An 11765-nucleotide genomic window follows, 5' to 3' on the forward strand; every position below is an offset into this window, starting at 1 on the left:
AATCTCTATTTGTTACAACCACTTGGAACGGTTCTAGTAGAATGCCGTCCAACCCCTCCTGGTCGCTTTCATTTTCTTGACATTGGCGCAGGGCCGAAAGGCCGGTGCGCCTCGTTTCGCGGGTAAAAACCTTGTTGAATTCCCTGCTTGATTTCCTTGCCCACGGGGTGCTGCATTTCTCGTGGTGGCAGATCCTGCTGTTCGTGGCCGTGGTTACCCACATCACGATCATCGGCGTGACGGTGTACCTGCACCGCTGCCAGGCGCATCGCGCGCTCGATCTGCATCCCATCGCCAGCCACTTCTTCCGTTTCTGGCTGTGGATGACCACGGGCATGCTCACGGGTCAGTGGGCGGCCATTCACCGCAAGCACCACGCCAAGTGCGAGACCGAAGAAGACCCGCACAGCCCGCAAACGCGCGGCCTCTGGAAGGTGCTGCTCGAAGGCGCCGAGCTTTACCGCGCCGAAGCGAAGAACGAAGAAACGCTGCGCCGCTTCAGCCACGGCACGCCCAACGACTGGATGGAGCGCAACGTCTACACGCGCTTCCCGATCCTCGGCGTGAGCATCATGATGGTGATCGACGTCGCGCTGTTCGGCGTGGTCGGACTTTCGGTGTGGGCCGTGCAGATGGCGTGGATCCCGTTCTGGGCCGCCGGCGTCGTGAACGGCCTTGGCCACTTCTGGGGCTATCGCAACTTCAATTCGTCGGATGCGAGCACGAACCTTATCCCGTTCGGCATCATCATCGGCGGCGAGGAACTGCACAACAACCACCACACCTTCGCGACTTCCGCGAAGCTCTCGAACAAGTGGTACGAGTTCGATATCGGCTGGATGTACATCCGCATCATGCAGGCAGTGGGTCTTGCCAAGGTCAAGAAGGTCGCGCCCACGCCGCGTCTCACCAAGGGCAAGCTCGTGCCCGACCACGAGACGCTCCAGGCCGTGCTCTCGAACCGCTATGAGGTGATGGCGCGTTACGCGAAGGCCGTGAAGCAGGCGTATCGCCAGGAGCTCGCGCATCTGAAGGAAGTGGGCGAGCGCGAGAAGTACAAGGTCATGCGTGGCGCGCGCAATTGGTTCGACAAGGAAGAAGCCAGCCTGAACGAGCCGCAGAAGCGCCAGTTGCCGCAGATCTTCGCGAACAGCCAGAAGCTGCGCACGTACATTGAGTTGCGCAACGAACTCGCGGCAATCTGGGAGCGTTCGAGCGCCTCGCGCGAACAACTGCTTACGCAGCTCCAGGATTGGTGCCATCGTGCCGAGCAAAGCGGTATCAAGGCACTTCAGGAATTTGCGTCGCGTCTGCGCCGCTACGCCTGATTCTTCGCGGTTTTTTCGATAGCTTCTCGCCGGGTTTGCGCGGGTTTTGCAAATTCGCCGCTTCGCGGTGCCCAATGCGCGCTGCGTGAGTCTCGAAAAAATCCATTAGAATTCAGGTACGTCACAAAACCCCGCGCTGGCGGGGTTTTTCTTTTGGGGCCGCGGAAAAGCTGGTGTTATGCACCGGTCTGGAGCCGTGGTGATCGGCAGGGTTGCAACTAGTGCATGGGGCCAGAGTAGGGAGCTTTGCTCCAACTCCGGCCAACAGAGGAGATCATGAGTCAGGCAATCAGGAAGGTCGAATATGACCGGCCGCAGGGTGCCGTCTGCGGCGTCGGACAAGCGTGGGCGAAGGTGCCCGACGCACCCGGCGCAGCGGAGCGCGTTGCATTGAAGGAGCGCATTCGCGCATTGCTCAAGCGCGAGAAGGCAGTGCTCGTCGCGCACTATTACGTCGATCCTGAATTGCAGGAGCTAGCGGACGAGACCGGCGGCTGCGTGGCCGATTCACTCGAGATGGCGCGCTTCGGCCGCGATCACGAAGCGCAGACGCTCGTCGTGGCGGGCGTGCGCTTCATGGGCGAGACCGCCAAGATCCTGAGCCCCAACAAGCGCATCCTGATGCCGGACCTCGACGCGACTTGCTCACTCGATCTCGGCTGCCCCGTCGATGAATTCTCCGCGTTCTGCGACGCGCATCCCGATCGCACCGTGGTGGTCTATGCGAACACCAGCGCCGCCGTGAAGGCGCGCGCGGACTGGATGGTGACTTCTTCGATCGGTCTCGAGATCGTCGCTCACCTCCATGCGAAGGGCGAGAAGATCCTCTGGGCGCCGGACCGCCATCTGGGCAGCTATATCCAGAAGAAGACCGGCGCCGACATGCTGCTGTGGCAGGGCTCGTGCCTCGTGCACGACGAGTTCAAGGGCATCGAGCTCGATCTGCTGCGCGCCGAATATCCCGATGCCAAGGTGCTCGTGCACCCCGAATCGCCGGAAGCCGTGGTTGCGCTGGCGGACGTGGTCGGCTCGACCTCGCAACTGATCGACGCGGCAGTGAAGCTCGACGCGCAGCGTTTTATCGTCGCGACCGATCTCGGCATCCTGCACAAGATGCGGCTCGCGGCGCCGGGCAAGACGTTCATCGAGGCGCCCACGGCCGGCAACAGCGCGACTTGCAAGAGCTGCGCGCATTGCCCGTGGATGGCCATGAACGGCCTCACGAATCTCGCCGACGTGCTCGAGCGCGGCCACAACGAGATTCTTGTCGATGCGTCGCTGGGCGTTCGCGCACGCGTGTCGATCGACCGCATGCTCGCATTCGCGGCAGAGCACAAGCGCCGCGTGCAGGCGAGCGGTGACCTCGCGCGCGACACCGCGCTGTTCTCGCAGGTGGGAGCGGCGTAATGACAAACCTGAAGGAGGGCGCGCGCGCGTTGCGCGCCGCGGAAGCTGTTGCGCCCGTGCTCGACGAAGTGCGCGCGCAGTACGGTGCGGTGTTCGATGCCGCGATCGCACGCAACGTCGCGGATGCGCTCGAGGAAGACGTCGGACCCGTCGACCAGACGGGGCGTCTCGTACCCGAGGACGAAGTGCGCGATGCGCGCATCATCGTGCGCGAGGACGCGGTGCTGTGCGGCGTGCTGTGGTTTGACGGCGTGATGAAGCGCGTCGACTCGCGCATCGAGGTGCGCTGGCACTATCGCGAAGGCGAGCGCATGGCGGCGGATACCATCGTTTGCTCGCTGCGCGGGCCGGCGCGCTCGCTCCTCACGGCCGAGCGCAACGCGATGAATTTTCTGCAACTGCTTTCGGGCATGGCGAGCGTGACGCGCCGCTACGTCGACATGATCGCGCACACGCAGACGCGCATTCTCGACACGCGCAAGACGCTGCCGGGCCTGCGCCTCGCGCAGAAGTACGCGGTGCGCGTGGGCGGTGGTGCCAACCAGCGTCTCGCGCTTTACGACGGCATTCTGATCAAGGAAAACCATATCGCGGCGGCCGGCGGTGTCGGCGCAGCGATGGACGCGGCGATCGCGCTGAATGCCGGTGTGCCGATCCAGATCGAAGTCGAGACGCTCGAACAGCTCGATGCGGCCCTGGAGCATGGCGCGAAGTCGGTGCTGCTCGACAACTTCTCGTTCGAGATGATGCGTGAAGCGGTCAAACGCACGGCGGGGCGCGCGGTGCTCGAAGTCTCGGGCGGCGTCAACTTCGATACGGTGCGCACGATTGCGGAAACGGGCGTGGATCGCGTCTCGATCGGCGCGCTGACCAAGGACGTTCGGGCGACCGATTACTCGATGCGGATCGTCTGATCGTCTGATAGCGCTGCGTTTCAGGCGCCGAATGAACAAAGGCCGCCTCGCGAGAGGCGGCCTTTTTGCTGGGACGATGGCGTTTTGTGCGCCGTCGCGCGCTGGCCTTACGACAAGGTGCGATTGCGCACGCGTTCCGGCGAGAGCACGGTGGGCAGTGCCTTGGGCAGCGAGTTCGGCCAGTCGCGGCTGTAGTGCAGGCCGCGGCTCTCGCGGCGCGAGCGCGCGCTCTCGACGATCAGCGACGCCACGTCGACCAGATTGCGCAGCTCCAGCAGATCGCGCGTCACGCGGAAGTTCGCGTAGTACTCGAGGATCTCGTCGCGCAGGAGCGCGATGCGATGCTGGGCGCGCTCGAGGCGCTTGTCCGTGCGCACGATGCCCACGTAGTTCCACATGAGGCGGCGCAGTTCGTCCCAATTGTGGGCGACCACGACTTCCTCGTCGGAATCGGAGACGCGGCTTTCGTCCCAGTCGGGCAGCGGGGCGTGCGCGCCTGCACCGAAGCCTTCGGTCTCGATCGCCTCGGCGGCGGAGCGGCCGATCACGAGACATTCGAGCAGCGAGTTGCTGGCAAGCCGGTTGGCGCCGTGCAGACCCGTGTACGACGTCTCGCCGACTGCGTAGAGCCCGGCGAGATCGGTGCGGCCGGCGAGGTCGGTGACGACGCCGCCACAGGTGTAGTGCGCGGCGGGCACGACGGGGATCGGCTCCTTCGTGATGTCGATGCCGAATTCGCGGCAGCGCGCGAGGATCGTCGGAAAGTGCTCTTCGAGAAACGCGGCCGGTTGATGGCTGATGTCGAGATGCACGCAGTCGATGCCGTGCTTCTTGATCTCGAAGTCGATCGCGCGCGCGACGATGTCTCGCGGCGCGAGTTCCGCGCGCGTGTCGTGCGCGGGCATGAAGCGCGTGCCGTCGGGCAGGCGCAGCACGCCGCCTTCGCCGCGCACGGCTTCGGAAATCAGGAAGGACTTTGCGTGCGGGTGGAACAGGCAGGTGGGGTGGAACTGGATGAACTCCATGTTCGCGACCCGGCAGCCCGCGCGCCAGGCCATGGCGATGCCGTCTCCGGTGGCCGTGTCGGGGTTGGTCGTGTAGAGGTAGACCTTGCCCGCGCCGCCGGTGGCCAGCACCGTGTGCGGCGCCTGGATCGTCACCGTGCGGTCGTTTTTCAGGTCGAGCGCGTAGAGTCCGTGGCAGCGGCGGCCCGGCAGGCCGAGGCGGTCGGACGTGATGACGTCGATTGCCTGGTGATCTTCGAGGATCGTGATGTTCGGATGCTGGCGCGCGCGCTCGAGCAGCGTCTGCACGACAGCATGGCCGGTGGCGTCGGCGGCGTGGATGATGCGCCGGTGGCTATGGCCGCCTTCACGCGTGAGATGGAAGCCGAGTTCGGCGGCGGCGTCTTTCGTGAACGGCACCTCCTGGCCGATCAACCATTCGATGGCCTCGCGGCCGTGCTCGACGATATAGCGCGTGGCCGCCTCGTCGCACAGGCCGCCGCCGGCGACGAGCGTGTCGTCCACATGGTTTTCCACGCTGTCGGCCGAATCGAGCACCGCGGCGATACCGCCCTGCGCGCGGTCGCTCGCGCCTTCGGTCATCGCGCGCTTGGCGATCAGCACCACGCGGCGCGTGTCAGCGAGGTTCAGTGCGACGCTCAGTCCCGCCAGCCCGCTGCCGACGATCGCTACATCGAAATTCATGGTCCTGCTTCTCCGTCTCTCTTGTCCTGCTGCTTCGTGCCGCCTGGGGGCGCGCTGAGCCGCCTTCGAAGGCGGCGCGCATGAAGGGCGGCGGGTGAAGCGGGAAGCATACTCCGAGTGAGGTCTTGTCAGGCGGCGCAAAAAGAAAAACCCCGCCAAAAGGCGGGGTTTTTCTGTCTTCGTCAGGCTCGAAACCGGATCAATTACTTGATCTTGGTTTCCTTGTACTCGACGTGCTTGCGAACAACCGGGTCGAACTTCTTGATCGACATTTTTTCCGGCATGTTGCGCTTGTTCTTCGTGGTCGTGTAGAAGTGACCCGTGCCTGCGGTCGACTCGAGCTTGATCTTGTCGCGGATGCCCTTGGCCATGATTTACTCCTTACAGTTCGCCGCGTGCGCGCAGGTCTGCGAGCACGGAATCGATGCCGTTCTTGTCGATCAGGCGCAGGCCTGCGTTCGAGATGCGCAGACGCACCCAACGGTTTTCGCTTTCAACCCAGAAACGGCGGTTTTGCAGATTCGGGAGGAAACGGCGCTTGGTCTTGTTGTTAGCGTGGGAAACGTTGTTGCCGCTCATCGGCGCTTTCCCAGTGACTTGGCATACACGTGCCATGAGTGCACTCCTACGGAAATTCTGAGTTCGAGAGCCGCTTAAGTTTCCCAGGCGAGAAATGGCCGGAAAGGAGAGCGCTCACGTATGGATGAGAGACAACCTCGAACCCAGGCCATATTTCCCCTGGAACGCCTCGATAGGCTTTCGGAACAGGGTTGGAAATAGGCAAACTAGAATTCTAGCAGGAAAATGCCATGGAAATCAAACCGATTTGCGGCTGGTGTGGTGACGACGGCGCATGCCGGCAGGATTTGCAAAATGGGTTCCGATGGTGGCGTATCAATCGAGGCCGTGCTGGGCGAACGAAAACGTCTCCTGTGTGCCGATGATCAGATGGTCCACGAGCTGCACTTCCACGAGCGCGAGCGTTTCGCGCAGCACCCGCGTGAGGCGCCGGTCGCTCGCGCTTGGCTGGACCGCGCCCGACGGATGATTGTGCGCGACGATCAGGCTCGCCGCATTGAGCATCAGGGCGCGCCGCACGATTTCGCGAGGGTACACCGCCATGCGCGTGAGCGAGCCGCGCGTACTTTCTTCGGTGCGGATCAGCCGGTGCCGCACGTCGAGAAATAGACACACGAACACTTCATAGCCTCGCCCGCCGATCAGCAGGCGAAGATAGTCCTCGACCGCGCCCGGCGAATCGATCAACGGTTTTTCTTCCAGTTGCTCGGCGAGCGCGCGGCGGGCGAGTTCGAGGACCGCGACGAGCGTCGAGGCCTTGGCTGGGCCAATACCGCGCAAGCCCTCGAACTCCTCGCGCTGTGCGTCGAGCATGGCGCGCAGCGAGCCGAAATGGCCGAGCAGCGACCTGGCGACGTCGAATACGTCATGGCCCCGCAGTCCCGAGCCGAGCAGGAGTGCGACCAGTTCGAGGTCGGAGAGCGCAGCCGGACCAGATTCGCGCAGGCGCTCGCGCGGCATTGCGCGGCGCCGTGCCGCAGTACCCGTGCGCTCGCCGCCCGTGGCTGCAGCGACCGGGGTGGCTTGCGCCACGTCGCGCGCGAGGGTGAGCGGCGCGCCGTCCGCGCCGGGAGCGGCGCCGTCGCGCCAAAGCGGTTTGCTGCAGGCGATTTCGAGCATTCGACCTCCTCGTGCCGGTCGGGGAGTGCGGGCCGCCGTCCGGTAACCATGTGGCTTACAATAGGGTTTTTCCGACCGCGGGAAGGCGGCCGGACCGGCCCTTTGAGGGCGCCTCCCGCGCGTACGCGTTGCGCTCGCGCACAGACGAAAACGAGTACCGCATGAGCATCATCGACATCTCCGAGGTGAAACCCGGTTCCCACGTCACGCTGAACTACCGGCTTTCGCTTGCCGATGGCACCGAGATCGTCAACACGTTTGTCGACCGTCCCGCCACGCTGCTGCTGGGCGCCGGGCAGCTTTCGCCGCCGTTGGAGAACATTTTGATGGGTCTGAAAGTGGGGCACCACTCCACCTTTCAGCTAGAACCCGGCGTGGCTTTCGGCCAGCGCAATCCCGATCTGATTCAGCGCGTTTCGCTCAAGACGCTGCGCGATAACGCCATGATCGGCGAGTCGTTCAATCCCGGCGATCTCATCGAATTCAACGCGCCCAACGGCGATCGTTACGCCGGCGTGCTCAAGGAGGTGAACGAGACCTCCGCGCTGTTCGATTTCAACCATCCGCTCGCTGGCCAGGCCGTTGCGTTCGAAGTGCAAATCATCGGAATCCTCTAAAGCCCATGACCACGGACACGTCCCATCTCGCCGAAGCCGAAATCCTGCTCGCCCAGCCGCGCGGGTTCTGTGCCGGCGTCGACCGCGCCATCGAGATCGTCGAGCGGGCCATCCAGCTCCACGGCGCGCCCATTTATGTACGCCACGAAATCGTCCATAACGCCTACGTCGTCGAAGACCTGCGCAAGAAAGGGGCGATCTTTATCGAGCAGCTCGACGAAGTGCCGTCGGGCAATACGGTCATCTTCAGTGCCCACGGCGTGTCCAAGGCCGTGCGCGCCGACGCCGAGGCGCGCGGCCTGCGCGTCTACGACGCGACTTGCCCGCTCGTGACCAAGGTGCACGTCGAAGTGGCGAAGATGCGCGACGAAGGTCTCGACATCGTGATGATCGGCCACAAGGGGCATCCGGAAGTCGAAGGCACGATGGGGCAGGTGCGCGAGGGCATGTATCTGGTCGAGGATATCGCCGACGTGGAGGCCCTCGAGCTGCGCGATCCGCAGCGCGTGGCGTTCGTCACGCAAACTACGCTGTCCGTGGACGACGCCGCCGATATCATCGCCGCGCTCAAGGCGCGCTTTCCCGATATTCGCGAGCCCAAGAAGCAGGATATCTGCTACGCCACCCAGAACCGCCAGGACGCGGTCAAGTTCATGGCGCCGCAGTGCGACGTCGTGATCGTCGTGGGCAGCCCGAACAGCTCCAACTCGAACCGTCTGCGCGAAGTGGCCGAAAAGCGCGGCATTCCCGCCTATATGGTGGATGCGCCCGACCAGATCGATCCGCGCTGGCTCGAAGGCAAGCGCCGTATTGGCCTGACTGCGGGCGCATCGGCACCCGAGGCGCTCGCGCAAAGAATCATCGAGCGTCTGCATGACCTCGGCGTGCGCAATGTGCGCGCGCTTGAGGGCATCGAAGAGAGCATCGCATTTCCGCTGCCGCGCGGTCTTGGGCAGCCGGGCTGAATCGGGGTCTCATCTCCGGTTCCGGAAAAGAGCGCGCCAACGGCGCGCTTTTTTATGGCCGATGAAAGCAGCGGCGCGGATCCTGCGCCATTAAATAGGGGCGTATCACGAAAAGCGTGAGGTAAACCACGCTGCTCCGACCTCGTCTTATTAGTGTTTTCGCTAGAGGGCAGGGGCGAATTTCATGGTGTGACCCTTGTAGTTGGCCGGTTTAACCTTCTCCGATTGCCCACGCACCGACTTGGTGCGAAATTTCAATATCCACTTAAATGTACGCAGCGGCGCAGACGATGCCCGCCCGGCAAGGCGTAGCGCCCCATCAAAACAACACTTGATGCAGGCGTCGCAGGTTTATGGTGCAACTGATGCACTGAAATAAGGCGCAACCTGGGTGCAACCTCGATCGCCTTCTCATTTCAAAAAATGGTTGCAATGCAGGAAAACCCTGTCGGTTCAACAATATTGCCTGTCGCATAATTGGCGTTACAATGCGCCCGTTCTGGGGGCCGATGTCCTTGCGAGGCCTTACAGACAAGCATTTCGGAAGGCGCAGGAGACCTGATTAATGCAAGTCGAGTTTGCTTTTGCCGCGTCTTCGGCGGCTGCGGTTGCAACGCACCAGACGTGGTTCGTTCGCAGTGTCGAAGCGCGCATGAGTGCTACATCGATGATCGTTGCGCCGAATCGGGGAGTCATGACGCATGACGCACGCAATGCTGGCCGCAAGGCCCGCCGCGTAGGCGTCGCTGCGGACGTGACAGCCAGTAGTCGTTGTTGAACCCGACGGCACCGAACCATCCGACGGTGCCGTTTTTGCATCCGCTTCCGGCGAGCCTGCCGCTGCAAACAGCAGCAATGCGAACCGGGTGTGGCCAACCTTTACCGGTCTTTTACTTCAGTACCCGAGAGTGTCGTTGCGGTTCCGTAAAACATCGCCCACCGGCCGATGACGAGCGCGAATCCGGTCGCACGGGCAAAGGAGCATTAAATGGATATTTTCATCCAGCAGATCCTGAACGGGCTGGTGCTTGGCAGCATCTACGCCATCATCGCGCTGGGCTATACGATGGTGTACGGGATTCTGGGCATCATCAACTTCGCGCACGGCGACGTGCTCATGGTGGGCGCGATGGTTGCGCTTTCCGCGATCAACGTGCTGCATAACCACTTCCCGGGCCTCGGGAACATCCCCACGCTGTGCATTGCGCTCGTGATTGCGGCGATTGTGTGCGCTTTCGTCGGGTATGCGATCGAAAAAATCGCCTACCGGCCGCTGCGGCGCGCACCGCGTCTCGCGCCGCTCATTACCGCCATTGGCGTGTCGATTCTGCTCGAAACGCTCGCGATGATGATCTGGTCGCGCAACCCGCTGGCCTTCCCGCAACTGATCTCGACCGATCCGATCAACGTGATCAAGGCGACCGACACGGGCGTCGGCGCGGTGATCTCACCCACTGAGATTGTGATCATCGCCGTTGCGTTCATCGTGATGGCGGGGCTGCTGCTGCTCGTGCACAAGACCAGGCTCGGCCGCGCGATGCGTGCCATCGCGGAGAACCCGAACAATGCGAGCCTGATGGGCGTGAACCCGAACTTCGTGATCTCGGCCACTTTCATGATCGGCTCGGCGCTTGCTGCGCTGGCCGGCGTGATGATCGCCTCCGAATACGGCAACGCGCACTTCTATATGGGCTTCATTCCCGGCATGAAGGCGTTCACCGCGGCGGTGCTGGGCGGTATCGGCAACCTGGGCGGCGCCATGGTGGGCGGGGTGCTGCTCGGCCTGATCGAACAGCTCGGCGCCGGCTACATCGGCAGCCTGACCGGCGGAGTGTTCGGCAGTAACTATCAGGACGTGTTTGCGTTCATCGTGCTGATCATCGTGCTCGTGTTCCGTCCGTCGGGGCTGTTGGGCGAACGTGTCGCGGACCGCGCATAAGAGGGGGTAGCAAACATGACTTCCATTCAACCGATCGAGCCGTCGACGACGCTCATCCCCGAGAAGAACACCACGAAAACCCTCACGGTAGGTATCGTGACGGCCATCGTCGTTGCCTCGCTGCCCTTCGTGGTCGGCGCCGCGGGCGGCAATTACTGGGTGCGCGTGCTGGACTTCGCGATGCTCTATGTGATGCTCGCGCTAGGTCTGAACGTGGTGGTGGGCTTCGCCGGCCTGCTGGACTTGGGCTATATCGCGTTCTATGCGGTGGGCGCCTATGTTGCCGCGCTGCTGACTTCGCCGCACCTCACGACCCAGTTCGAGTGGATCGCGCACATGTTCCCGAACGGCCTGCATACGCCGTACTGGATCGTCGTGCCGGTCGCGGCGGGGCTCGCTGCTTTTGCGGGTATCGTGCTCGGCGCGCCGACCCTGCGTCTGCGCGGCGACTATCTTGCGATCGTGACGCTGGGCTTCGGGGAAATCGTCCGTATTTTCATGAACAACCTCGACCGTCCGCTGAACATCACCAACGGGCCGCAGGGCATCACCGGAGTGGCGCCTCTGCACGTCGCGGGCATGGACCTCTCGCAGCCGCACACGATCCTGGGCTTCACGTTCACCGCGGTGTACTGCTACTACTACGTGTTCGTGCTCTGCGCGCTGTTCGTCATCTGGGTGTGTACGCGTCTGCAACACTCGCGCATCGGCCGTGCATGGGCTGCGATCCGCGAAGACGAAATCGCCGCCAAGGCCATGGGCATCAACACCCGTAACGTGAAGCTGCTCGCGTTCGCGATGGGCGCGTCGTTCGGCGGCCTCTCGGGTGCGATGTTCGGCGCGTTCCAGGGCTTCGTTTCGCCGGAATCGTTCACGTTCTGGGAATCGGTCGTGGTGCTGGCCTGCGTGGTGCTCGGCGGTATGGGCCACATTCCGGGCGTGATTCTTGGCGCAGTTCTGCTTTCGATCTTCCCCGAGTTCCTCCGCTCGACCATGGGCCCGCTGCAGCACATGCTGTTCGGCCACCAGATCGTCGATACCGAAGTCATCCGACAGTTGCTCTACGGTCTCGCGATGGTCGTCATCATGCTCTACCGCTCGGAAGGCCTCTGGCCCGCGGCGAAGCATGAAGACAAGATCGCGAAGATTGCGAAACGCTCGAGCAAGAAGCCGGTGCGCGCGTAAACG

11 protein-coding genes are annotated in these 11765 nt (G+C 63.1%); 7 read left to right on the forward strand and 4 right to left on the reverse strand.

Features of this window, described 5'->3' with window-relative positions; translation table 11 throughout:
- The first annotated feature begins 131 nt into the window (after positions 1–131).
- From L5014_RS06410 to nadC, 3 genes are all read left to right on the forward strand, one after another.
- On the forward strand, positions 132–1328 hold the full coding sequence (locus L5014_RS06410; protein WP_238462737.1) for a DesA family fatty acid desaturase: 1197 nt from the start codon (positions 132–134) through the stop codon (positions 1326–1328).
- Positions 1329–1604: 276 nt separating this feature from the next.
- Complete coding sequence (gene nadA, locus L5014_RS06415) at positions 1605–2735, forward strand: quinolinate synthase NadA (protein ID WP_238462738.1); 1131 nt, start codon at positions 1605–1607, stop codon at positions 2733–2735.
- Positions 2735–3649, forward strand: a complete 915-nt coding sequence (nadC, locus tag L5014_RS06420; protein WP_238462739.1) for a carboxylating nicotinate-nucleotide diphosphorylase — start codon at positions 2735–2737, stop codon at positions 3647–3649. The genes nadA and nadC overlap by 1 nt, the downstream gene beginning before the upstream one ends.
- Positions 3650–3756: 107 nt before the next feature.
- Here the strand turns inward: nadC and nadB are convergent, their stop codons facing one another.
- From nadB to radC, 4 genes are all read right to left on the reverse strand, one after another.
- Positions 3757–5358 (reverse strand): L-aspartate oxidase, encoded by a 1602-nt coding sequence (gene nadB / locus L5014_RS06425; RefSeq protein ID WP_238462740.1) that lies wholly within the window; start codon positions 5356–5358, stop codon positions 3757–3759.
- A 203-nt stretch (positions 5359–5561) separates the two neighbouring features.
- Positions 5562–5729 (reverse strand): 50S ribosomal protein L33, encoded by a 168-nt coding sequence (gene rpmG / locus L5014_RS06430; RefSeq protein WP_027817504.1) that lies wholly within the window; start codon positions 5727–5729, stop codon positions 5562–5564.
- 10 nt (positions 5730–5739) lie between these two features.
- Positions 5740–5973, reverse strand: a complete 234-nt coding sequence (gene rpmB, locus L5014_RS06435; protein WP_027794135.1) for a 50S ribosomal protein L28 — start codon at positions 5971–5973, stop codon at positions 5740–5742.
- Positions 5974–6252: 279 nt separating this feature from the next.
- Positions 6253–7056, reverse strand: a complete 804-nt coding sequence (radC, locus tag L5014_RS06440; RefSeq protein WP_238462741.1) for a RadC family protein — start codon at positions 7054–7056, stop codon at positions 6253–6255.
- A 161-nt stretch (positions 7057–7217) separates the two neighbouring features.
- Here radC and L5014_RS06445 point away from each other — a divergent pair, with 161 nt between their 5' ends.
- The 4 genes from L5014_RS06445 (at position 7218) to L5014_RS06460 (ending at position 11762) form a co-directional block, all read left to right on the forward strand.
- Entirely contained in the window at positions 7218–7673 is a 456-nt protein-coding gene (locus L5014_RS06445) for an FKBP-type peptidyl-prolyl cis-trans isomerase (protein WP_238462742.1), read from the forward strand.
- Positions 7674–7678: 5 nt separating this feature from the next.
- A complete protein-coding gene (gene ispH / locus L5014_RS06450) occupies positions 7679–8638 on the forward strand; it encodes a 4-hydroxy-3-methylbut-2-enyl diphosphate reductase (RefSeq protein ID WP_238462743.1) in 960 nt (319 codons plus the stop codon).
- 988 nt (positions 8639–9626) lie between these two features.
- A complete protein-coding gene (locus L5014_RS06455) occupies positions 9627–10577 on the forward strand; it encodes a branched-chain amino acid ABC transporter permease (RefSeq protein WP_238462744.1) in 951 nt (316 codons plus the stop codon).
- A 15-nt stretch (positions 10578–10592) separates the two neighbouring features.
- Positions 10593–11762, forward strand: coding sequence for an ABC transporter permease subunit (locus L5014_RS06460; protein WP_238462745.1), 1170 nt, complete (start codon positions 10593–10595; stop codon positions 11760–11762).
- The last annotated feature ends 3 nt before the right edge of the window (positions 11763–11765 follow it).

Origin of the sequence: Paraburkholderia tagetis (assembly GCF_022213065.1) — a bacterium.
Taxonomy (GTDB): domain Bacteria; phylum Pseudomonadota; class Gammaproteobacteria; order Burkholderiales; family Burkholderiaceae; genus Paraburkholderia; species Paraburkholderia tagetis.